We start from the raw sequence: 24,728 nt of genomic DNA on the forward strand, positions 1-24,728 counted from the left end.
TATAGCAATAAATAATAACCATTTGATATGAAATTAAGATATGATATAATATTTTTCGTACACTATGTCGTTTTAATAACATAGTGTACGAAAAAATTACTGGAGGATACTAGAGTGAAGGGTAGCAAAAGAACTTTTCTCGTACAAGCTGTCATTTGGCTAATTATTATGATTTCGGCAGTCATATATTTGCCAAATACAAGCCAGCTTATTAAAGAAAAAGGTGATACAAGTTTACCAAGCGCTGTTAAAAGCGAGGTAGCGCAAAAAATTCAAGACAATTGGGGCAAGGGTCAAGATAATACGCGGCAAGTAATCGTTGTTTTCAACAATGGTAATGAAAAAATAACTGCTAGTCAGGAAAAAAACATTGCGAAAACAGTCGAACACTTTAAGAAAAATAAATCCACTTATCACATTAAGTCAATTTTAGCGCCAGAAGATAGTTCTGAAGCTAAGGAACAATTGCTTTCTAAAGATAAGACAACGGAATTAGTTCAGCTAACAGTGGATAAAAAACAGTCTGTCAGTCAAATGACAGAAACTTTAACCAAACAAGCTAAAACTGATGGTGTTAAAACCTACATAACGGGTAGTGACATTCTTGAAGATGACTTCTCTGAGGAAATTGAAAAGGGATTGCATAAAACAGAATGGATAACGGTTGTATTTATTTTTCTTGTATTAATGGTCGTCTTTAGATCAGTAATCACGCCGATTGTATCACTGTTTTCAGTGGGAGTATCGTTTATTACATCGCTAAGTGTAGTCATGAACTTAGTTGATAAGTTTAACTTCCCACTTTCCAATTTCACGCAAGTATTTATGGTGGTTGTGTTATTTGGAATAGGGACCGACTATAACATACTTTTGTTTGACCAGTTTAAGGAAGAACTGAATGCGGGTTATGAAAAGCTAGAAGCGACGAAGCGAGCACTAAAAACTGCAGGACGAACAATACTGTATAGTGGAATATCGGTACTCATCGGTTTTGCTACATTAGAGTTAGCGAAGTTTTCAATTTATAAGTCAGCAGTAGGAGTATCAATTGCTGTTGCGGTTTTGCTTCTCGTGCTATTGACACTCAATCCATTCTTCATGGTCATCTTTGGTAAATACTTGTTTTGGCCAAGTAAAAAATTTGCTGAAACATCGCAAAGCAAATTGTGGCATGGTATCGCTAAGAAGTCTATCAAATATCCATTGATAGCATTGTTGACAGTTGTGATAATGGCTATTCCATTATTTGCTAGTTACAACAGTCAATTAAACTATGATACCTTGACAGAACTTGGGGATGATATTCCGGCCAAAAAAGGTTTTAAAGTTGTTCAGAAGCATTTCTCAGAAGGAACAGCGGAGCCATCAACATTATACATAAAATCAAAAAACCGATTGGATAATGAAGATAGTCTTCAAACCATTGATAGTTTGGCGGAAAAATTGAAAAAAACCAAAGGTGTTAAGACAGTAACGTCGGCCACACGTCCTGGTGGTTCTAAGATAAAAGAACTATATGTTCGTAATCAATTAGGAACTGTTACAGACGGTTTGAAAAGTGCAATTTCTGGTACAAAATCTATTGGAAGTGGTTTGAATGAAGCAAGTAGTCAATTATCAGCTGGTAATATAAATGAGGGCATTGCCGGTGCCAAACAATTAGCTGATGGTTCAACAGAATTAAAGAATGGTAGCGCACAACTGAGTTTAGGTGCAAATGATTTGAATAACGGTATAGGTACACTATCTTCTGGTACGTCCGGGTTGGCTGAGGGGTTGGCAACTTTGGACAGTAATAAGGCGGCCATTCAATCAGGAGTTGGTACACTGAATACTGGTGTAAGCAGTTTGAACAGCGGATCTGCACAAATCACAAGTGGTCTAAAGCAATTAGAGTCAGAATTGAGTGCACAATCTGGTAATGATGTAGGGGAACAGCAAAGTCAAATTAACGAACTGAAGGAAAGTTTGCAAAGTTTGAATGAAGCCATGAACTCATTATCTAAAAGTTCAGACAGCAATGATAGTCTATCCAAGCTTAACAATACTTCTAGTTTGCTAACAACATCTAGTGCTAACATACAGACAGATGCTAATGACTTGAAAAATTCATTAAATGCAGCATTGAATAATAATAATAGTTCACTCAATGTACTTTCTGAAAATGATATTAATAATATTATTAGTAGTATTAATAGTAAGTCAGCATTAAGTAATGAGCAGCAAGCTGCATTAAGATCAGCATTACAAGAACAATCAAAATCCATCAATACACAAATCAGTTCAGCACAAAGTACTAACAAAAATAATATTGCTACAGCAAGCACAGCTGCAGAAAAGTTAGAAAATGACATGTCTGCTTTCCAACAAACAGGCAATGCACTTACTGAAGAATTAAGTAATTTGAAGGTATTTGCTGAACAAATGTCTAATTTAGGTGCATTAGCAACAAATTCGATTAAAGCTAATACCGCTTCAATATCAGCATTAGATAAGCTTAGCGAAGCTATTTCTGGTACACAGCAAATATTAATGGCATTACGGGGAACAAAAGATCAAACTGGATTAGTAAGTGGTTCGCAACAATTAACAGAAGGTTTGTCACAATTAAATACCGGTGTATCAGATATGCAAAGTCAAATGCATGCATATACCAACGGTGTTTCTAGTGCATCTTCTGGTGCAACAGCTGTTAATAGTGGTGTTGCAGAAATCAAGTCAGGTAGTCAAAGTTTAGCTGATAATCAAAGTCAATTAACATCCGGTATTGATAACCTCAATGCTGGTCAACAAACGATGTATAATTCGCTGAAAACTACTGGTGGACAGGTTCAATCACTTCAAGAAGGCTTGTCAGAAGCAAGTAATGGGACAACTCAAATCAGTAGTGGTTTAGAATCAGCAAATGACTATTTGATTGGATTAAAGAACTCTTCAGCAGCCAATACTTACTATGTACCAAAAAATGTATTGAATGGAAAAGATTACAAATCTGCTCTAGATGCGTACATGTCTGAAAATAAGAAAGCAACTAGCTTGAATATTATTCTAGATAGTAATCCTAATTCGGAAAAGTCAATGAAAAAAGTTTCTCAGCTACAAAGTCAAGTTGAGGGTGCTTTGAAAGGAACAGGACTCGCCAGCGCAGTTGCCGCAATTGGAGGACAAACTTCGAGAACGAATGATACCAGAGCAATTGCCTCGGCAGATTTCATTAGAACTGGTATTATTATGGTTGTCGGTATATTAATTGCTTTGATTTTTATCACCAAATCATTATTGCAACCACTATATATCATGGGTACATTGCTAGTATCTTATATTATGGCGTTAAGTCTTACTCAGATCATCAGCCATATTTTCCTGAAGCAAGATATGCTTTCTTGGACAACACCATTTTTCGCATTTATTATGCTATTAGCATTAGGTGTCGATTATAGTATTTTCTTAATGATGAAGTATCGTGACCTACAAAAGGAAGTTCCTTCAGCCAGAGATAGAATTCTTAGGGCTACGGGAATAATTGGTGTTGTTGTATTATCTGCCGCACTTATTTTAGGTGGCACATTTGCAGCACTAATACCTTCTGGTGTGTTAACGTTAATTCAGGTTGCAATCACGGTAATATTTGGCTTAATAATATTAATCATTGTATTACCAATTGTGATACCAAGTATGATTTCTTTGACATATCCTATTAAAAGTATGAAGCGTCACTGATAGGTTTGTTATTGATAATAAAATAAAAGTTGTGCAAAAGGCACGGCTTTTTTGTTAAAAGCAATTGTAAGCGCTTGCAATTCAGTGGAAGGTGTTGTATACTTTAGACATAGATTAGAAGAAGTCCTGTAGCAACGAAGTTGCTGACTTATTTCACGTAAGTGGTATAAATGGATTTCGCCTAATCCATGAGACAACTTGCTCGTTGTTTATATTATGAAGTTAAGTGAATGCTACGTGCATGATGTTAATTGATTAGTTTAAGCAGAATAATAATTATTTGGCCAAGTGAAAGCCTTGGGGAATATTGTTAGAGAGTGAGTTGTTTTTTATTGTTTAAAGTATTATTACGCTTAAGGTAAGGTTAAGATTGGTCATCTTATGTTTATTGGAAAGGAAATGCTCATGATTAATACAATTGTTGTTGCGACTGATGGTAGTGAGGCGGCTATGAGAGCGGTGGAGTATAGCACCCAGTTAGCTAAAAAATTTAATGCAAAGATTGAAATTGTTAGTGTCATTCAATACTCTACTGTTGCCTATCATGATGGCAGCCAGATTTTCTATGCTTCGATGACAGATAGCTTAACAAAGTTAGCATCAGATAATCTTTCCAAAGCAGCATCTGTTGTTGAGCCAACTGGTGTACCATTTGATACACATATCTTTAAAGGGGATGCTCGTTTCGTTTTGGTTAACGAAGTTATAGAAAATTATAATCCAGACTTAATTGTGATGGGGAAAACAGGCACAACTATCTTGACAAGAATGTTTATTGGTTCTACTGCACGTTATGTATCTGAACGTGCGGATACAAATGTTTTGCTTGTAAAATAATTATAGTTTATAAAAAACATCTAATTATGCAAATTAGGTGTTTTTTGCTGGTTTAAACTTGCAAAAATGCAACTATTTATGATGATGCATCCAGAATAAATAGCATCCCATAATAACTAGTATTGTTGTAAGTAGTGTATAAATAAGGATATAAACATATCTGATGTGTGACACAAAATAATTTAAAAAATGAGCCATATTTGTTCTCTCGCTTATTAGTATTTTTATTGCAAGTTATGATGATTGATATGTACGCCCACCAATAAAGGGCATTTAATTATATTTCAGCACGTAAAACTAAATGGTTTTCAACACAGCCAAATGGTTGGTTATTATAAAACTTTTTGAGCTAATAACTTTTGTACATCTGTTAATGCTTGCCCCTTTTTAAATTGTATTTTTTCTGATGGCTCTGTTTGCCCAGATATCCAGATTTTTACTTCTCCATCGAGATCAAAGTGACCACTAGTTTCGGTAGAAAACCTTGCAATAGAGCGGTAGGCGATAGATTTATACTCAACTTTTTTACCTGTAAATCCTTGAATATCACTTAAAATAAGCCTCTTGTTTGTAAAAATAACTAAGTCACGTACAAGTCGAAATGCGTTTTCGACTATTTCTGATTCGATTAAAAGAGGCTCAATTTCTTTTTGGACACTTGCAACAGGAACGCTTGAAGCATTACCAATTAATCCATTTAATAAACTCATATTCATTCCTCTCATCCATTCGTATTTGAATATTTCCCCAATACTTTTATTCTATCAATAGAAAAATAAAAAGCAAAAGAACTGCATAATATATTAAAAAACTGGTTAATCATATTAACGTTTATGAGTATTTTATTCCAAAATTATATTAAAAGATTAAAAAAATAAGAGTATAATTATAAAAAGTTTTAATTTTTTCGTTTGGTATTCAATATAATTTGAACTTAAATAAAATAAAGTGCGGGGAAAAAAGATGAAACAGTCAAAACTTCGTGAGCATTTGACAAATGATGCGCCACTTTGGGACGAGTCACTTGAACATGATGCATGTGGTATGGGATTTATTGCGCAGCGTGATGGGCAAGCCACTCATGAACTTGTAGAACGTGCCATTACACTATTAACGCGAATGAATCATCGAGGTGGAACAGGATCAGAACCAGATACAGGGGATGGTGCTGGCTTGTTGATGTCAATTCCTGATAAATTTTTTAAAAAAGTAGCAAAAGTAGAAGGGATCAATTTACCACAGTCAGGAGAATATGCTGTGGCTATGCTTTTTTTACCCTTTGACACAGTAGCTAAAAAGAAGGTTTTAGATAAAATAATTACTGAAATTATTTCAGGGGGATTCGAATACATTTTTGATCGAGATGTACCTTTTGATTTTGATGCTTGTGGTCCTACTGCGCAACAAGCTATGCCAGGATTTCGACAGGTCTTTATTAAAAAACCACAACATGTTGCTCTAGGAAGGGATTTTGATGACGCCTTGTATACACTACGGCGTCATTTAGAAGATACGATTTCAGACGAAGATATGTATATTGTATCCTTGTCGGCTAAGACAATTACGTATAAAGGCATGCTTCATGCATACCAAGTTGGGCAGTTCTTTTTGGACTTGCATGATGAAGATGTCGAGGCCAAAATAGCGCTAACGCATTCACGTTTTTCAACTAATACTTTCCCATCTTGGGACCGTGCACAGCCTTTTCGTTTTTTGGCGCATAATGGTGAAATTAATACCTTGCAAGGTGATGTTAACTGGATGAAAACCCATAATGTTGCTATCTATAACGAAGAAAATTCTGATTCGGCTATGATGGAAAATACAATGGAGCATCTATATCGAAATGGCCGTTCAATACCACAAGCTTTATTAATGATGGTCCCAGAAGCGCACTCGAAAGAAGCCAACGTTTCGGATGAACTTGCAGCTTTTACTGAATATAATGAATCCTTCATGGCACCTTGGGATGGCCCAGCTGCCGTTGTCTTTACTGATGGAGATATTGTTGGTGCAAGATTAGATCGTAACGGGTTACGCCCATCGCGTTATTTGATTACTGATGATGGTTATATCATTTTATCTTCTGAATCTGGAGTAGTTGATGTGCCTGCTAGTTCAATTATTGAAAAAGGTGTGCTCGGACCGGCCAATATGATTTTGGTGGATACAAAAACAGGAATTTTCACGAGAAATGAAGATGTAAAACATCATTTTGCAACTCAACATCCTTATCGACAATGGCTTAATGATCATCAAGAAACATTGCAAGAACTACCAAATCAAAATTTATTAGAAAAACGTTTAAATAATAAGGAAAGATTGACCCTTTTCAAACGCTTTGGTTATACGCAAGAAGTTATTGATGGTGCAGTTTTAAAAATGGCTAATACCGGACAAGAACCAACTGTTGCTATGGGATATGATTCACCACTAGCAGTCTTGTCGGACAAGCCACAAGGATTGTTCACATTTTTCAAACAACAATTTGCACAAGTCACCAACCCACCAATTGATGCACTTCGTGAACACCTAGTCATTGCAACACAGATGTATTTAGGCAGAGAAAATGATTTTCAAAAAGATTTGCCAGAAAATGCAAGCAAGTTAAAAATTGACTCGCCAATTCTTTCACCGGCTGATTTTGCTAAAATTGCACATATTTCCAATTCTAAACAAAAAGTTGCGCTTATCAAGCTAGCTTATAACTTAACAGGATTGGCAAATGGTCGTTTAGAGAGAGCCTTAATTGGCATTAATCAACAAGCCGATGCTGCTATTGCCTCTGGCGCAACAATTTTGATTCTATCTGATCGTGAGGTAACCAAAAAGCAACTGACAGTGCCGGCTCTTCTAGCTGTGTCCTCACTAAAAAATTATTTGGCAGCCAACGGAAATGCCACAAATGCTTCAATTGTGTTAAATACTGCGGAAGCCATTGAAACCCATCATTTTGCAACATTAGTTGGTTACGGAGCAGCCGCGATATATCCGCGTGGTGCTTACCGAATTTTAGAAGCATACGATATGAATGATGCAGCACATCAAGAAAACTATCGTGTAGCTGCTGAAAAAGGTATTGTTAAGATTATGGCTAAAATGGGTATTTCTACGATTCAAGGCTATTATGGAGCGCAATTATTTGAAGCGATTGGTTTATCAAAGAACGTTGTTGATACATATTTTACTGGCACACATTCACGAATTGGTGGTTTAGATCTAAATCAAATTGAGGAGGAATATTTAAAGCGTTACAAAGCAGCATATGACGAATCTCAAGACGACCCAATTCCTTCAGGTGGTGCTTATTCATTACGAGAAGATGGTGAATACCATCTATATAATCAAATGATGATGTATAAATTTCAAACGGCGGTCCGGACTGGAAATGAAGAACTTTTCAAGGAGTATGTGGCTGACATTCATGAAGCGGAGCATGAACATCCTGGTACTATTCGGTCGATGTGGGACATTGTGCCTAATCGTCTGCCTATTAATATTCAAGAAGTTGAGCGTGTTGAAAATATAGTGAAGCGATTTAAGGTTGGCGCGATGTCATTTGGTGCATTATCCCAAGAGGCTCATGAGACTATGGCTGTGGCAATGAACAGATTAGGTGCTAAGTCAAATTCTGGTGAAGGAGGTGAAAATAGGAAACGTTTTCACACAATTAAAAATTCTAAGATTAAACAAGTTGCTTCATCACGTTTTGGTGTTAACGCAGAATACTTGATGTCAGCCGAAGAAATTCAAATCAAAATGGCACAAGGTGCTAAGCCAGGTGAAGGTGGACAACTAGCTGGAAATAAAGTGTTTCCCTGGATTGCTGAAACACGTGGTTCAACACCAGGGGTACGCTTAATTTCTCCGCCACCACATCATGATATCTATTCAATTGAAGATTTAAAGCAGTTAATATTTGACTTAAAAGCGGTTAACCCGTATGCCAAAATTAATGTCAAATTAGTTTCCTCAACAGGTGTTGGTACGATTGCAACTGGTGCTGTGAAAGCTGGTGCTGACACAGTTACAATTTCTGGATATGATGGTGGCACAGGGGCAGCACCACGAAACTCGATTCGTGATGCTGGACTACCCTGGGAATTAGGGTTAGCTGAAGCACACCAAATTCTATCCGCCAATAAATTACGTCAACGAATGACTTTAGAAACTGATGGCAAATTGTTGACAGGTAGAGATATAGCTATTGCTGCTATGCTTGGTGCGGAAGAGTTTTCATTTGCAACATTATCAATGGTGGCAATAGGTTGTATTATGATGCGTGTTTGTCATTTAAATACTTGTCCAGTGGGAATTACTTCTCAAAATCCATTATTACGTTCACGTTTCCAGGGAAAACCAGAAGACATCATAAATATGATGACTTTTTTGGCGCAAGATTTACGTGAATTAATGGCCGAACTGGGTTTTCGTACCCTAGAAGAAATGGTTGGACATACAGAACTATTGAAAACTCGCTTTACAACGAACAAAAAGTATAAATCACTTGATTTTTCGAACATGATTGGTCAAGTGATTCCAATAGCACGAAAAACAAAAGATCCATTCATTGCTAAACGACAATGGCCAGAGTTAGATATGGCCGCTAAAGCGGCTATTGACAACAAACAAACATTAATAATGTCTGCGCCCATTAATAATGTATCACGAGCTGTTGGTGCTCGGATGGGTGGTTGGATAGCAGAGCGTTATGGAAATACCAAATTATCTTCAGGGCTTCTTCAATATACGTATACTGGCTCTGCGGGACAGTCGTTTGCAGCCTATACAACACAAGGTATGGAACTTAAAATTATTGGAGAAGCGAATGACTATGTTGGTAAGTCATTATCTGGTGCGCGTTTAATTGTAACGCCACCAAAAGATGCAGGATATGATACGAATAATTCGCCAATTATTGGTAACGTAGCTTGTTTTGGTGGATTTGCTGGAGAGGCATATTTTCATGGCCGCGCTGGTGAACGATTCTTTGTTCGCAACTCTGGCGTTTGTGGCGTTGTTGAAGGCGTTGGGGATCACGGTTGTGAGTATATGACGGGAGGTGTTGCTGTCATTCTGGGGACAATTGGGCGTAATTTTGCTGCTGGTATGTCAGGAGGAATTGCCTATATTTATGATCCAAATCATCAAGCAACGGCTAATATTAACATGGAAATGGTGGATTTGTTTGAAATTGGCCAAACACGTGGGGATGACATATTGTATAGTTTGCTTCGGGCACATGTAACGTATACTGACTCTCCCAAAGCTAGGCATATTTTAGCTCATTTTGAAACTGAAAAAGCTAATTTTATTAAAGTTTATCCAACTGAATATCATGAGGTGTTAAATGTCATGAATAAATATGAAGTTAAGGGATTTGGTGGCTTGACTAAGGAATTAAAAGCTTTTAATGAATTAATGCCAGCATATGAACGAGTACCAGAAACTGAAGAAGAACTAAAATCATTATTATCGAAGTGAGGTAATTACAATGGCTGACCCATTTGGCTTTCTTAAATACGAACGAGTAAACAATCCTTATCGTCAAATTGATGAACGTGTTAAAGATTTTAACTACATGGAAGAACCACTAAAATTCGATCAGCGAATCGAACAGGCGGCTCGTTGCATGAATTGTGGCGTCCCATATTGTCATATTGGTGCATTGTATGGCAACAAAAGTAAGCAATTAAGTGGTTGCCCGAATGATAATTTAATTCCTGAGTGGAACGACTTATTGTATCGAAAACAACTACATCAGGCTTGGCTAAGGTTAGCGAAAACTAATCCAATTCCTGAATTTACTGGAAAGGTTTGTCCTGCTCCATGTGAAGTTTCGTGTAACGAATTTTTGAATGGTGAAGGTGTTACAATCAAGGATAATGAAGATTTCATTGTCGAGTATGCTTTTGAGCACGGCTGGGTGGTTCCGGATGGTCTACCAGAACAGCGGACCGGTAAAAAGATTGCAGTTATTGGATCTGGACCAGCAGGAATTACAGCGGCTTGGCGATTAAACCAACTAGGCCATGAGGTTACAATTTTTGAGAAAAATGAACGCTTAGGTGGTCTTTTAATGTATGGCATTCCAAATATGAAATTAGAAAAATGGGTTGTCAAGCGTCGCTTTAAAGCCATGGCAGAAGTCGGTATAAAGTTTAAAGTTAATACAACTGTTGGAAAGGATGTTACCAAAGAACAATTAGACGTTGATTTTGATAAGGTCATAGTTGCTACTGGCGCATCAATTGCACGAGACGTAAATGTACCTGGTCGTAATTTAAAAGGAATTGATTTTGCATTACCATTTTTAAATGAAGCAACTGAAAATGTATTAAAAAATGGAACGAAAACATTTGAGAAAACCCTATCTAAAAAGAAAGTGATTGTAATTGGTTCTGGGGATACAGCAACAGATTGCATTGCAACAGCGGTTCGATTAGGAGCCGAAAATGTGACACAATTTGATTATCATGCAGAAAAACCAACAGACCGTACGACACCTTGGCCAGAATATCCATGGCAAAAACAAATCACCTATGGACAAGCGGAAGCTATGAATGTTGTCAATCCTGAATTAATACCCTATCAAACGCAGACGATAGAATTTTTAGGAAATGATTTTGGAGAAGTCATTGGTGTTCGCACTGTTTTAATTGATGCCAATAAACAAGTAATACCAAGTTCTGAAAAAGTTTATGAAGCTGACTTAGTACTGATTGCTGTTGGATTTACAGGACTCGACACTAAAGTGTTGATCGACTTAGGTATAACGCAGCTTAATGTTATGGGGGCGACAAACCAAGAAAATTACATGGTAGCAGGAGATGCTAATACTGGTGCTAATTTGGTTATAACAGCTATTCATGATGCTCGTTTAGTGGCTGAAATGATTGATTCGAAGCTCCAAAGTTTCGCAGATAGTTTTTCGTTTAAAGTAAATTAGTAAGTTGGAAAGAATAATTTTCATTTTTAAACATTGTTTGTATAAAAAACAGTGTTTTTTTGTTGGCATTTTTATACTCATTTAAATATTTTAAGTGAATAAAATGTATTGACAGGTCAGAAAAATTACTGTAAAGTAATTAACTAAGGTAATTACTTTGGTTAATTAAAAAAGAAAAAAGGGGGCAATAATTGTCAAATGAAGTACATATATAATTAGCAAAAATGGTTAACTAAATAGACATGCTAAGCTCACTCATAAAGCTGGCAAATAAACTAACTGATATGGATAAAATTATATGACTCAAAAAAAAGTTGAGCAACGCGCATTCATGGTTGGCTTGGCGATGAACTTACTTATGGGAAGTTTAGGGCTTTTCGTCTATTACTTGACTCAAATTCAAGCGTTGTTTGTAGATACATATTTCACAATCATGACTTTGATTTCAGGAATAGCAGCAATTATGATTTCAAAATTCAGTGTTAAAACAAGTAAACGTTTTCCACAGGGGCATTTTATGTTTGAGCCAATGTATGCAGCTTTTAAATCATCAATGACGCTGATCTTATTGACTACTTCTACTATACAAGTTAGTCAGAAAGCATATCAGTACTTTGTTTACCATAAAGGAGAACTATTAGATTTAACACCAATCATTCCGTATGAAATTGTCATGGTTATATTATGCTTAACAATTTCCTTATTTTACAGTCGTCAAAACCGTAAAATAGGTGGCGCAAGTACGATGTTATCCGCGGAGTCAAAAAGTACGCGCATAGATTCAATCATGTGTGGGGGTATAGGATTAGCAGCGTTCTTGGTGTTATTGATTCCAAAAAATTCTAGCTTGGGATTCTTATTATATACTGGTGATTTTTTTGTAACAGTGTTGCTGGTTCTATTTTCAATTACAACACCAATTAAAGTATTGAAGAATGCATTTAACGAAATTTGTGGGGGACGCTTGATTGATGAAAAGATTCAAAATGAATTTGAAGTTTGTCTAACAAAGCATTTAGGACGTGACATTAAAATGCATGAATGTCATATTTACAAAACAGGGATGTATTTTTCAATAAAAGTAATAATTGATGATACAAGTGAAAAAATAAATGCGGCACTATTGCGAGATAAAAAAGTACGCATTTTAGAAGAACTCAAAACATATTATGAATTTGTACATTTAGAATTTGTTTATGTCTAATGAAACGGGGAAGAAAAAATGAAAATCAATGTTTATAACGAATACGGTCCATTAAAAGAAGTCATTATTGGGGATGCAACAAAGTTGTATTTTCCAGACACACATGAAATTGAGCAAGAAGACCATACTGCAAAATGGAAGCAATTTGTTACGAAGCATATTTATACAGTCTTGCGCGGTAAAAGAGTACCAAATTTTATTGCTAAAAAGTTTCAAAATGAATTAGCGGAATTTAAAAGGATTCTAGAATCAAATGGTGTTAAAGTACATACTGTTGATGCAGTAACGCCGACGAAACAGGATCCTTATGGTATGGGACAAATGTATGCCCGAGATAGTACAATGAGTGTTGGTGAACATCTAATCGAGGGTAATGTTCAAATTGAGATGCGAAAAATTGAACGTCGTGGGTATCAAAGAATCGTTGAAGCAATTAAAAAGAACAATCAAGTTCATACGATAAATCAAAAAGATAAAATATATCTTGAGGGCGGTGATGTCATCGTTAATTATCCGAATGTATTCGTCGGCATTGGTAAGTATGCAAGTAACATGGCGGGTGTTGAATGGTTGCAAAGTATTTTAGACGAGGATTTTGAGAATAATATCGTTGAACAACCATGGAAAGTTATTCCAGTTTACTTGAATGACGATGCTATTTTGCATCTCGATTGTTGTATGACTATTATTGGTCCCAAAACAGCTATTATTCACAAACCTGTATTAAAGGATTTACCAAATGAACTTAAAGATTATAAGTTTATTGATATAGATGCTAAAACTCGAAAAGAAATGGGTGGCAACGTTTTGGTGATTGGTCCTAAAAAAGTTATTGTACAAAAAAGGCATACAGCCTTGCAAGAAGCTTTGAAACGAGAAGGGTATACTGTTATTCCTATTGTATTTACATGGCATTCATTGCTAGATGGGGCTTTAAGATGTGCTTCTTGCCCACTAGTCAGAGAAAAAGGATAAACAAAAAGACTGCTTTAGGCAGTCTTTTTTTGTTAATAATTTTTATGAATTCAAGCATATAGGAATTATTTTTTGATTGACATTGTAGAATTCTAATGATAAATTAGCAGTGTTAAATAATTTAATCTTCGGGGCAGGGTGCAATTCCCGACCGACGGTGATGGCTTATGGCCTTAGTCCGTGACCTACGATATTTTCGTGGTTGACACAGTGAAATTCTGTGACCGACAGTTAGAGTCTGGATGGGAGAAGATTTAAAATAGTTTAGGCAAAGCCGCTTTGGCTGTGTCTAGGTTTTTTTGAATTAATCTAAACTACTATAAACCCGATGTGTATTTTTAACGCATCGGGTTTTTTGTCCTGAAAAATTCAGGAGGTAAGCTATGAATGATTTAACATGGATGAATTTGGCTGCTCATGAAGCAGCCAGGGGATTACCCTACAAAACTTTTGAAAATCCTAGAGTCGGTGCGGTTCTTGTCAAAAAGAATAAAATTATTGCCACTGGATATCATGAAGAATTTGGGGAAGAGCATGCGGAAATCAATGCCTTTAACCACGTAAAAGATAAGAGCCAGGTTTTAGGAGCAACACTTTATGTTACATTAGAACCTTGTGCTTCGCGTGGAAAAGTTGGTTCTTGTGCAGAAGCGATTAAAAGATGGGGATTACATCGTGTTGTGATTGGTAAAAAGGATCCTAATCCTACAAATAATAGCAAAGGCATTAAAATTTTAAAAGATGCTGGAATTATTGTAGATGTTTTAAATACGACAGAATATCAACTTATTAACCCAGCCTTCGATTTTTTTTTCAACAAGCAATTACCCTATGTTCAGTTAAAGTCAGTAATGTCTCAAAATGGACTTGTTACTAAAATAGTTGGAGAACAGACAAAACTAACAGATTTTTTAGCAGATGTTGATGTTCACAAAGAACGTGCATCTAAAAGTGCAATTATGATAGGTAGTGAAACAATGCTGATCGATCACCCTAAATTAACAGTTAGATATATTAACATTAATCACAGACAACCAATGAAAATAGTGATTGATCGACGTGGACGTTTAAGAGATACAGATTTTGATTTTTCGGATAATTGGTTAATATATACCGAAAATATAAATTTTGCAAAGCAATGCGCCTATGCCAAATTAATATCAGACGGACTAAAAGGCATATTAATCGATTTAGCGAAACAGAATATTCAATCTGTGATGGTTGAAGGCGGGCCAAGCTTGATTTATTCATTTTTGAAACATAATTTATGGCAAGAAATGTTGATTTATACCACAAATAAAATTTTACCTGAGGGCGGACTAAAAGGAATATCTTTCAATCAAAAACCACAAAAGCAGTTGTATGTTGGTAATGCTGTTAAAAAAATATATGTAAACAAGCAAGGAAGAGTGTAAGTATGTTTACAGGCATTACACAAGAAGTTGGCCATTTGATAAGCCTCCATCATCGTAATGATAAAGAAATGCGCTTAAAAATTGCTGCATCCGAAGACTATTTTTCTGATAGCAGAGTAGGCGATAGCATTATGGTTGATGGTATTTGTTTAACAATTAATCGGCTAGAATCAAATTTTGCTGAATTCGACATTATGGTACCGACTTTTGAAACGACCATTGTTAAATTCTATCAAGTTGGTCAAAAAGTAAACTTGGAAAAAGCACTTTTAGTTTCCAACCGATTTGATGGCCATTTTGTTTTGGGCCATGTAGATCAGACAGCTGAAGTAGTCAAAAAAGAGTACAGTGGAAAAACCACGTTGTTAACTTTTAAATTAGCAGACCGTCAGCTAATAAATCAGATCGTCAATAAAGGTTCAGTTACTATATCAGGTGTGAGCCTGACCATTGTTCAAACGAGAGATGATGTATTTCAAGTTGGTCTAATACCACTTACATTAATCAAAACAACTTTGGGATTATTATGTGAACATGATTTGGTAAATATTGAAACCGATATTTTGGCGAAATATTTAATGAAAGGAAAATAATAATGACAAGTAGCACAGAAAAAGTTAAAACAGCAGTTAAAGAGCTGAAAAAAGGTAAGCTGATTATTTTGAGCGATGACAAAACAAGAGAACATGAAGGAGATTTGGTCGGTTTAGCATCATTTGCGACGGCAGCTACAGTCAATGAAGCCCTTTCAATTGCAAGAGGTGTTCTAGCTGTACCAATCACTAAATTTCGTGCTGATGAACTCGGGTTAGACCAAATGACGACGCATAATTCTGAAAAATTTGGGACAAAGTTCACTGTGAGCGTTGATCATATTGACAGCACGACGGGCGTTTCTGCGTATGAACGTGCTGCCACAATCAAAAATTTGGCTAATTTAAGTACAACATCTGCTGACTTTGCGACGCCTGGTCATATTTTCCCATTAGTCGCTGAAGATGGTGGCGTACTGACACGACAGGGACATACTGAGGGAGCTGTTGAATTAGCTAAAATAGCTGGTGTGCCACCAGTGGCGTATATAATTGAAATTTTGGCACAAGACGGAACAATGGCTCGAGAAAAAGAACTTAAAGAATTAGCGCAAAAACACGATATGTTTCAATTATCAATGCAGGATCTAATTAATTATCGAGAGAATCAAAAGCTATCAGGCATTGATGAGGGGGCAACGGTATATTTACCAACTCAATATGGTGATTTTCATTTGACGGAGTTCAGCGTGAATGAAGAAGAAAAACCAGAGCTACTCATTCAAAGTAGTCGTAGTTTTGATCAAATTCCTTTAGTTCGCCTACATTCCGAGTGCTTAACCGGCGAAATATTTGGTTCAAAACGTTGTGAATGTGGTCCTCAACTGAGAGAAGCGCTCAAAATAATAAACAAACAGGGTGGAGCTCTTGTTTATCTTCGTCAAGAAGGTCGTGGTATTGGACTCCACGAAAAACTAAAAAGTTATGTGTTGCAAGAAAATAAGTTTGATACGTATGATGCGAATGTTCACTTAGGGTATCTACCGGATGAACGGGACTATAAAAAGGCTGCCGAAATTCTAAAAATATCAGGACTAACGAAAATTCGCTTATTAACAAATAATCCGGATAAAGTGCAGTCGTTAATTGAGGAAGGTATTGAGGTTACTGAACAGGTACCCTTAATTACAGGCATTAATGACACGAATAAACAATACATGCAAACCAAAAAGGAAAAATTTAATCACAAGCTGTGATTGACATTAATCAGGTAAATAAAAATGATTTATAAAGCTAAATTAATTGATCTAAAAAGTAAAAAAATTGCAATTGTTGTCAGTAAGTTTAATGATTTAATTGTTAAGCAACTGCTTGCTGGCGCGCAAGAATCTCTAGAAATGCATGGTATTGATGCGGGTAATATTGATATTATTTGGGTGCCGGGAGCTTTGGAAATTCCAATAGTTGCCAAAAAAATAGCACAGGATCAAAAATATGATGGCATTGTAACATTAGGTGCTGTAATAAAAGGAGATACAGCTCATTATGACCTTGTCATTAATGGTGTTGCTAACGGTGTTTCTCAAATAAGTTTGAGTACCGATGTGCCAATTGTTTTTGGTGTGTTGACTACGGATACGTTAGAGCAAGCACAGCAACGGTCAGGCGCCAAATCAGGAAACAAAGGTGCCGAAGTTGCACTCAGCTTGTTGGAGCTTATTAATATCTTTGATCAAATAAAATCCATTTGATAAGCGTTTCTCATATTGCTGATATTGTTTTCATTTTCTATTCTTTTTTGTTTGCCTATAATACAGCGTTTGTTTAGTTATGTTACAATAGAAGTATCATACTAATTAGATAAGAATAATCGTTTTTATTCTTCTTTTATCATATTCTCATATATTATGAGAGAATAAATTTTTTGACAGCGAAGAGCGTAACTCAGTTACGTAGAGACATACAATGACTAATTTAAGATGGAAATGATTCATTTTTATCTATAAAGCGCAGTGATCAATCAAGTGAGTGTTAGGGACTCCGTTTGAATTGATCATTATTGTTGCGCTTGTTCTTGAATAGTATGCAACTGCCAACATGAACACGCTGGGAAAAACGTGTCGTGGCCACATTTCATCATGTGGTTTTATAATCTTTCCATAAGCAGTAAACAAAAAGGAGGACACTAAATGGAAGCATTCCGAAGAGGTGTTAAGGAAACAATCACAGCGCACCACGTTGATATGGGGAAAGGTTTAGATGCTGAGCAAGTTTCTAAAAATCGTGAAGAATACGGTGCCAACGTTTTTGTAGCTGAAAAAAAAGTTTCATTGTTGAAAAAAATCTTAATCAGCCTAAATGATGTTGCTACAATCATCTTGCTAATTGCGGCGGTGATTTCGTTTGTTGCTACATACTTAGAAAATACGGGGAACTATTTTGAAAGTCTCTTAATTATTGGTATTGTCGTTATTAATTCGGTCTTATCAATTGTTCAGGAAGGAAAAGCTGAGGATTCATTAGCAGCCTTGCAAAACCTCAATCGAACGCAAGTTAAAGTTTTGCGTGACGGACAGATAGAACAAATTGACGCGGATGATGTGGTTCTTGGGGATGTATTGGTTGTTGAAAACGGCAGCGCAATCGCCGCTGATGCCCGTTTAATTGAGGCTATTGAGCTTCAAGCTGAAGAGTCTGCTTTAACAGGTGAAAGTTTGCCGGTTGAAAAGAATGCAGATGCCACGTTTAAACTAGATGATGAAGTTGGTCTTGGAGAACGAATTACGATGGTATATCGTGGGACGACGATTGTTAACGGTCATGGACGAGCAATTGTTACAGCTGTTGGTATGCAGACTGAAATGGGTAAAATTGCCAGTTTACTTAGTAATGAATCAAAAATTCCATTAACACCATTGCAAAGACGTCTAGTTCAATTAGGAAAAAACATTTCTTGGGTAGCTATAGGTGCCGCAGTGGTCGTACTTGGGTTAGGTATTTACCAGGGCATGGATTTGAAGCATATCTTTTTGACAGCAATTTCTCTGGCCGTTGCGGTTGTTCCAGAAACATTAGCAGTAATTGTTACAATGACACTGGCGCTTGGCGTCCAACGAATCGCGCAAAAGCATGCGATTATCCGAAGGTTGCCAGCAGTAGAAACCTTGGGCACAACGAACGTTATTGCTTCCGATAAAACTGGTACATTAACACAAAATAAGATGACTGTTCGAAAGGTGTGGCAAGATGAACAGGATCATTTGACCGATATTTCAGATGGCTTGGACGATACTACTACGGAAGTGTTGTCTTTGGCAGCCATATCAACCAATGTTTCAGTTAAAACTGTTGAGGGGCGGACTGTTTATGATGGTCTACCAACAGAAGTAGCGTTAGTAAGAGCTATTGATGAAAAAGCGACACGGGAAGAGTTGTTAGAAAAGTATCCGCTAGTAGAACAGATACCATTTAATTCGACGAAAAAAAGAATGACCACCGTCCATAAGCAACCAGAAGGTGGCTACATTGCGATTACCAAAGGCGCATTTGATGTTTTGCTTCCAATGATTAAGCATGGGAATCGTGATAAAGCTGAAAGTGTCAACAAAAAATTCGGTGGACAGGCATTACGTGTCTTGACAATCGCTAAAAGAACATTTGATGTTATGCCAGAAGCGCCAACACAAGAATTTTATGAACAGGATTTGACATTGGTGGGGTTAGTTGGTATTATCGATCCACCACGACCAGAATCGGCACCAGCGGTTGAAAAGGCTCGTCTTGCAGGTGTTAGAACAATTATGATCACCGGAGATCACGTTGAAACAGCTAGTGCAATTGCGCGTGAAATTGGCATTTTACGTACTGGAGATCAAACAATTACAGGTTCAGAGTTAGCTAAATTATCAGACAAAGAGCTCGATGATAATGTGCAGCAGTATAGCGTGTATGCCCGTGTGACACCAACTGATAAAATTAGAATTATTAAATCATGGCAGCGTCAAGATGCAACCATTGCGATGACTGGAGATGGTGTCAACGATGCTCCCGCATTAAAAGCAGCGGATGTCGGTATTTCGATGGGTGAGACAGGGACAGATGTTGCCCGTGAAGCTTCGGACATCATTTTGACAGACGATAATTTTGCGACGATTATTAATGCTATTTCTGAGGGACGTGGTGTTTATGTTAAAGTTCGAAAGACAATTAATTTCTTATTAAGTGCCAATATATCAGAGTTGTTAGTGATCTTGATAGCCATGTTGCTAGGATGGGGATCACCATTGCTGCCCGTACACCTGTTGTTCATTAACTTGGTATCAGATGGTTTGCCAGGATTTGCTCTTAGTCGTGAGCCAATGTTAACAAACGTCATGAACGAACCGCCGATGCCTAAAAACACAAAGTTATTCGCACAAGGGCTAGGTCGTCAAATTGGCTTAAATGCTGCTTTGTTTGCGATTGTTACCTTGGTAGCCATCTGGGTTGGACAAAATGTTGTCTTTGGTGGTTTGCAAGCTAACGAGCAAATTGGTCAAACAATGGCTTTCACCATTCTGTCATTGACTTCTATATTCCACGTGTTCAATATTCGTTCAGAAAAGACGCTTTTTGCTATTAGTTATCGTGCTAATCCTTCGTTAGTTAACATGGCAATTTTAGCGACAGTAATTACCTTAGTGATTACGTTAATGCCATTTACACAGACGTTATTTGGTTTAACGGCGCTTTCATTAGGACACTGGATTGTGATTATAGTTCTTTCTTTAGCACCTACAATCGTTATTGAGTTGTTGAAGTATGTACGACCAACATTGTTTAAAGTGTGATAAATGAAAAAGCTTTGTCTCAAGGACAAAGCTTTTTTTGTTATATATTTTAAATTTATTTATGATCATTAATTCATAATATTTTGATGCACTTTTTTCTGGAAAAAAGTTTGGTAAATCAATACAATAATTGTCAGAATAATTAACAACCAGAATACCGTTAAGAATGGGCCAGCATGTGTCGTTAATGAGTTCATTTTTCCTAACTCACTTAAGAATAAGGGTGTTGAGAAAGACCCAAGATTTGCGCCAATTAATAGAGTTGAGTTAGCCAATGTTTCTGATCCTTTCGGTGCTATAGCACTTACTAGCGAGAAGATATAAGATCCTACAAGTGGATATGACATACCGCAAACAACAGCGCCAAGCGTAACACCAGCAACACTGTGAAAACTAACCATCATTAATGAACCAAACGCCATAAATAAAATACCTAATGGTAAAATAAATTTTTTAACAAAATGATAAATACGTCCGAAAAGTATGCCCATTACCATGCCCATCAGTGTATTAGCTGAAATAATCAAACTTGAAACAGCGCTTGATTTTGAAAGATCAGTGACTATAATATTTGGAACCTGAATAATAACTGCTGTAGTACAAGCAACCATGAACGCTAATAACAGTGTCATAATGATGACTGGTAAGTTAATGCGCTGTTTATTATTATCGCTATCTTGTGAGATAGGTGGTTCTGGCACTACTTTTAAGAAAAAGAGTAGTAGTGGGAAGGCTAAAAGATAGATTAAAAATGAAGCATGCCAGTTAATTAGCACGAGTAAGCCAACGACAATGTTTAAGATTGAAACACCAACTTGTTCCGTAGCAGAACGAAAACCAAGCATTTGAGAACGAGCAGGATCTTCATAAAATAAATCAATAATGGTGATGGCAAGTGAGTTAAACAGGCCAATACCACACCCCACGATTAACCTTGAAATTAAAATTAAGATGAAACTATGGGAGAAAAACGGAAATATACCGGCTATGCCCGTTAAAATCAACCCAATTGTAATTGTCCTCTTAATACCAAGCTTTTTGGAAATGATACCAGAAAGAAGTAGTGTTATCATAACTGAAAATTGCTGTATGGTAGCAATCATATCAATTTGGGATACGGAAATATCTGGGAAACTCTTCGCCATTTCAGGTAACGCAGAAGAAATTGCTGTACCTGTTGTGATCATGACAGATACTGATAAAACAGCTAAAACAAAAATTTTAGAATGAGGATTTTTTTGATTCAAAATAGCACCTTCTTTTTGTCAGAAATTTTAATTATTTCGTCAAAAGATAAACTTTGCTTTCATATGGACGTAAGGTTGTTCCTTGATCATCTGAATAGTTATTGATTAATAATTCTGCGAACTTCGTTTGTTCATAGTCGCGAGTGACTATTTCGTCAGTAAAGTTGCTCAAAACAAGAATAGACTGTTCTTTATAGTGACGAAGGTATGCGTATACCTGGTTATCTTCAGGATCAATTGCTTCAAACGTTCCATATCTAACGATCTCTGAATCATGACGAAGTTGTATTAACTTCTGGTAATGATAGTAAACGGAGTCGTTATCAGACAAAACATTTTCGGCATTGATTGCTCTGTAATTTTTATTTGGTGCATACCAAGGTGTCACATTTGAAAATCCGGCATTTTGTTGGTTGTTCCATTGCATAGGGGTTCTCGCGTTATCACGTGACATATTAGCTAAATACTTTAGCATTGTTGCGCTGTCAACAATCTTTTGCTCATCAACAAATTCATGATAAAAGTTGATCGACTCAATATCTTCATATTGTTCCAGATTCTCAAAATGACCGTTAGTCATACCTAGTTCTTCACCTTGATATACGTAGGGTGTACCTTGCATCATGTGCAAGGTAGTTGCCAACATTTTAGCAGACAATACTCTAAATTCAGGTTTATCATTTCCAAATCGCGAAACTGCACGGGGTTGGTCGTGATTATTCCAATAGAGGCTATTCCACCCCTTGCCATCTAATCCAATTTGCCAACGATTTAAGGACTCTTTTAACTCTTCTAGTTTAATTGGTTTGTCATTCCATTTACCAAGTCGTACGTCTGGATTAGGACTAAGAGAAACGTGTTCGAATTGGAAGACCATATTCAATTCATGACTATCTAGCCCTGTGTATTTAATCGCATCCTCAGGGGTTGAGCCAGGCATTTCACCAACAGTAATCGTGTCGTATTTAGACAATACTTCGTCATTCATTTCACGTAAGAATTCATTGAGTCGATGACCGTCTGCCACAAAGTCTAATGTTGTTCCTGCAGTTGCTGTTCCTGTGACATCAGGGAGGCCTTCAGGTTTAGAAATTAAATTGATTACATCCATTCGAAATCCATCAACACCTTTATCCAACCAAAATCTTTCAATATCAAAGACAGCTTCACGAACATCCGGATTTTCCCAATTGAGATCAGGTTGTCCTTCGGCAAACATGTGCAGGTAATATTGCTTACGATCAGGGGCATAAGTCCAAGCGGAACCGCCAAACGCTGCCTTCCAATTATTTGGCTCATGTCCGTCTACCGGATTTCGCCAAATATAATAATCTGCGTACTCGTTAGCTTGATTCTTCCGACTTTCTTTAAACCAAACATGTTGATCTGACGTATGATTAACAACCAAATCCATCATAATTTTAAGGTTTAAGCGATGAGCTTGTTGAAGTAAATCTTCAAAATCCTGCATTGTGCCATAATCGGGGTTGATATTGCGATAATCAGCAATGTCGTAGCCGTTGTCTTTATTTGGAGAGACATAAATAGGATTTAACCAAATAACATCAGCACCCAAATTATGAATATATTGTAAACGTTGAGTGATGCCAGCAAGGTCACCAATACCGTCGTTATTACTGTCTTGAAAACTCATAGGATAAATTTGATATACCACTGAGTCTTTAAACCATTGTTTAGTCATTGTATGATTCTCCTTTTTTATTTTATAAGCACAGACTATCACTTTACGTAAACGTTTACAATCCTTTTATATCAACACAGTAAACGTTTACTCATTATAATGACTGATATAATCGTCCACACACGAAAAAAATAAGAATTTATTTAATTTATGAGATTGAGTAGTGTTGGGATATAATAAAATCAGATGTAAGTTAGAAAACGGGGTTCATAATGTCAGTTACAATTAAAGATGTTGCTAAAAAAGCAAATGTTTCAATCGCAACTGTTTCCAGAGTATTAGCAGGTAAAAAAGAAGCCTACTCTTTAGCAACCAAAAAAAGAGTTCATGAAGCAATTCAAGAATTGGGCTACAAAAAAAATAAAGCCGCAGTAGAATTAGTGACCATGAAAAGTAATGTTATTGCAATTTTGGTACCAACACCCAAAACAAATTTTGCAATGAAGATCATTGAAAGTATCCAAAAAAATGCCTTTGAGAGGGATTTGAGTGTAATAATCCTATTTGTGGGTGATAATGATGAAGAAACACAAATTAAAGCACTCAATACTGTTATTGAACGACCTGTCACTGGCATATTATTAATTTCTGTGGGACTACGTGGTGATGCTATCAATTTACTAAAGAATAGTGGTATTTCGCATGTATTTGTTTCAACTGCAATGAGTAAAGAATCAAAGTTTGTGTCTTCAGACGATTTTAAAATAGGATATGAAGCAACCAAGTTTTTGATTCAAAAAGGTCACAAAAAAATTGGTTTATCAAGTCTAGAAGTGGATAAGTTTATAGGTCACCAACGAGTAGCTGGCTATTTGTCAGCTCTGAAGGACCATCATATTTCTCAAAATGATGATTGGATTTTTGATGGCGATTACTCATATGAAAGTGGTGTATCATCAATGCAATATTATGCATCACAAACGGATGTAACAGCCGTTATTGGCGCGAGTGACTTGGCAGCAATAGGTATTATTAACAAAGCTCAAAAACTAGACATTAATGTACCAGATCAACTAGCAGTAATCAGCATTGACGGCACCTATTTAGTTGATATTGTTAGCCCTCGTATCACGAGCGTCACACAGTCATTCTATAATATGGGAGAAACAGCTTTAAAGATGTTGTTTGATAAAGACAATGAGTCGAATCACATTTATACTTCTTTTCAGATAGACGAACGCGAGAGTAGTTGAATAAAATTAAAATGATTTCAGAATATGTTTGTACTAAAAAGACCCTTTGCCATTCATCGTGTGATGTGTGCACGGCGGTCTTTTTACAGTTGCAGTCATTTAACGCGAAAAGAACTTTATATGG

15 protein-coding genes and 1 riboswitch are annotated in these 24,728 nt (G+C 36.5%); of the genes, 12 read left to right on the forward strand and 3 right to left on the reverse strand.

The genetic code is table 11. The annotated features are described in order from the left end of the window. The first annotated feature begins 114 nt into the window (after window positions 1–114). Window positions 115–3,720, forward strand: a complete 3,606-nt coding sequence (locus JNUCC76_RS03985) for an MMPL family transporter (protein WP_454155995.1) — start codon at window positions 115–117, stop codon at window positions 3,718–3,720. Between the two features lie 405 nt (window positions 3,721–4,125). Next, window positions 4,126–4,557 (forward strand): universal stress protein, encoded by a 432-nt coding sequence (locus JNUCC76_RS03990; RefSeq protein ID WP_454155997.1) that lies wholly within the window; start codon window positions 4,126–4,128, stop codon window positions 4,555–4,557. Window positions 4,558–4,889: 332 nt separating this feature from the next. Here the strand turns inward: JNUCC76_RS03990 and JNUCC76_RS03995 are convergent, their stop codons facing one another. Continuing rightward, the gene (locus tag JNUCC76_RS03995) at window positions 4,890–5,267 is read right to left on the reverse strand and encodes a PH domain-containing protein (protein WP_454155999.1); all 378 of its coding nucleotides are present in this window, start codon (window positions 5,265–5,267) and stop codon (window positions 4,890–4,892) included. A gap of 253 nt (window positions 5,268–5,520) precedes the next feature. Between JNUCC76_RS03995 and gltB the strand changes: the two genes are divergently transcribed. The 9 genes from gltB to JNUCC76_RS04040 all read left to right on the forward strand — a co-directional run bounded on the left by gltB (window position 5,521) and on the right by JNUCC76_RS04040 (window position 20,462). Then, window positions 5,521–10,041, forward strand: a complete 4,521-nt coding sequence (gene gltB, locus JNUCC76_RS04000) for a glutamate synthase large subunit (RefSeq protein ID WP_454156001.1) — start codon at window positions 5,521–5,523, stop codon at window positions 10,039–10,041. 10 nt (window positions 10,042–10,051) lie between these two features. Next, window positions 10,052–11,506 (forward strand): glutamate synthase subunit beta, encoded by a 1,455-nt coding sequence (locus JNUCC76_RS04005; protein WP_454156003.1) that lies wholly within the window; start codon window positions 10,052–10,054, stop codon window positions 11,504–11,506. 298 nt (window positions 11,507–11,804) lie between these two features. Further along, window positions 11,805–12,710 (forward strand): cation efflux transmembrane domain-containing protein, encoded by a 906-nt coding sequence (locus JNUCC76_RS04010; RefSeq protein ID WP_454156004.1) that lies wholly within the window; start codon window positions 11,805–11,807, stop codon window positions 12,708–12,710. 18 nt (window positions 12,711–12,728) lie between these two features. Beyond that, complete coding sequence (locus JNUCC76_RS04015; protein WP_454156006.1) at window positions 12,729–13,685, forward strand: dimethylarginine dimethylaminohydrolase family protein; 957 nt, start codon at window positions 12,729–12,731, stop codon at window positions 13,683–13,685. 120 nt (window positions 13,686–13,805) lie between these two features. Beyond that, a riboswitch (FMN riboswitch) is annotated at window positions 13,806–13,943 on the forward strand. 125 nt (window positions 13,944–14,068) lie between these two features. After that, a complete protein-coding gene (ribD, locus tag JNUCC76_RS04020) occupies window positions 14,069–15,100 on the forward strand; it encodes a bifunctional diaminohydroxyphosphoribosylaminopyrimidine deaminase/5-amino-6-(5-phosphoribosylamino)uracil reductase RibD (protein WP_454156008.1) in 1,032 nt (343 codons plus the stop codon). Window positions 15,101–15,102: 2 nt separating this feature from the next. Further along, window positions 15,103–15,693 (forward strand): riboflavin synthase, encoded by a 591-nt coding sequence (locus JNUCC76_RS04025; RefSeq protein WP_454156010.1) that lies wholly within the window; start codon window positions 15,103–15,105, stop codon window positions 15,691–15,693. Between the two features lie 2 nt (window positions 15,694–15,695). Further along, on the forward strand, window positions 15,696–16,889 hold the full coding sequence (ribA, locus tag JNUCC76_RS04030; RefSeq protein WP_454156012.1) for a GTP cyclohydrolase II: 1,194 nt from the start codon (window positions 15,696–15,698) through the stop codon (window positions 16,887–16,889). A 24-nt stretch (window positions 16,890–16,913) separates the two neighbouring features. Continuing rightward, window positions 16,914–17,384: a 6,7-dimethyl-8-ribityllumazine synthase gene (gene ribH, locus JNUCC76_RS04035; protein WP_454156014.1), complete on the forward strand. Its 471-nt coding sequence runs from the start codon at window positions 16,914–16,916 to the stop codon at window positions 17,382–17,384. A gap of 438 nt (window positions 17,385–17,822) precedes the next feature. Then, a complete protein-coding gene (locus JNUCC76_RS04040; RefSeq protein ID WP_454156016.1) occupies window positions 17,823–20,462 on the forward strand; it encodes a cation-translocating P-type ATPase in 2,640 nt (879 codons plus the stop codon). Window positions 20,463–20,530: 68 nt separating this feature from the next. On the opposite strand, the gene JNUCC76_RS04045 is transcribed toward JNUCC76_RS04040, so the two are convergent. Together JNUCC76_RS04045 and JNUCC76_RS04050 are read right to left on the reverse strand one after the other, a co-directional pair. Continuing rightward, window positions 20,531–21,709 carry an MFS transporter gene (locus tag JNUCC76_RS04045; protein ID WP_454156018.1) on the reverse strand — a complete coding sequence of 393 codons (1,179 nt, stop codon included), beginning with the start codon at window positions 21,707–21,709 and terminating at the stop codon, window positions 20,531–20,533. 31 nt (window positions 21,710–21,740) lie between these two features. After that, window positions 21,741–23,411, reverse strand: a complete 1,671-nt coding sequence (locus JNUCC76_RS04050) for a glycoside hydrolase family 13 protein (RefSeq protein WP_454156020.1) — start codon at window positions 23,409–23,411, stop codon at window positions 21,741–21,743. A 212-nt stretch (window positions 23,412–23,623) separates the two neighbouring features. Between JNUCC76_RS04050 and JNUCC76_RS04055 the strand changes: the two genes are divergently transcribed. Continuing rightward, window positions 23,624–24,604 (forward strand): LacI family DNA-binding transcriptional regulator, encoded by a 981-nt coding sequence (locus JNUCC76_RS04055; RefSeq protein WP_454156022.1) that lies wholly within the window; start codon window positions 23,624–23,626, stop codon window positions 24,602–24,604. Window positions 24,605–24,728: the final 124 nt, after the last annotated feature.

This window comes from Leuconostoc sp. JNUCC 76, from assembly GCF_053667755.1.

Coding starts and splice junctions, on each gene's coding strand:
- JNUCC76_RS03990 (WP_454155997.1), top strand. CDS start 4,126: ATGATTAATACAATTGTTGTTGCGACTGATGGTAGTGAGGCGGCTATG.
- JNUCC76_RS03995 (WP_454155999.1), bottom strand. CDS start 5,267: ATGAGTTTATTAAATGGATTAATTGGTAATGCTTCAAGCGTTCCTGTT.
- gltB (WP_454156001.1), top strand. CDS start 5,521: ATGAAACAGTCAAAACTTCGTGAGCATTTGACAAATGATGCGCCACTT.
- JNUCC76_RS04005 (WP_454156003.1), top strand. CDS start 10,052: ATGGCTGACCCATTTGGCTTTCTTAAATACGAACGAGTAAACAATCCT.
- JNUCC76_RS04010 (WP_454156004.1), top strand. CDS start 11,805: ATGACTCAAAAAAAAGTTGAGCAACGCGCATTCATGGTTGGCTTGGCG.
- JNUCC76_RS04015 (WP_454156006.1), top strand. CDS start 12,729: ATGAAAATCAATGTTTATAACGAATACGGTCCATTAAAAGAAGTCATT.
- ribD (WP_454156008.1), top strand. CDS start 14,069: ATGAATGATTTAACATGGATGAATTTGGCTGCTCATGAAGCAGCCAGG.
- JNUCC76_RS04025 (WP_454156010.1), top strand. CDS start 15,103: ATGTTTACAGGCATTACACAAGAAGTTGGCCATTTGATAAGCCTCCAT.
- ribA (WP_454156012.1), top strand. CDS start 15,696: ATGACAAGTAGCACAGAAAAAGTTAAAACAGCAGTTAAAGAGCTGAAA.
- ribH (WP_454156014.1), top strand. CDS start 16,914: ATGATTTATAAAGCTAAATTAATTGATCTAAAAAGTAAAAAAATTGCA.
- JNUCC76_RS04040 (WP_454156016.1), top strand. CDS start 17,823: ATGGAAGCATTCCGAAGAGGTGTTAAGGAAACAATCACAGCGCACCAC.
- JNUCC76_RS04050 (WP_454156020.1), bottom strand. CDS start 23,411: ATGACTAAACAATGGTTTAAAGACTCAGTGGTATATCAAATTTATCCT.
- JNUCC76_RS04055 (WP_454156022.1), top strand. CDS start 23,624: ATGTCAGTTACAATTAAAGATGTTGCTAAAAAAGCAAATGTTTCAATC.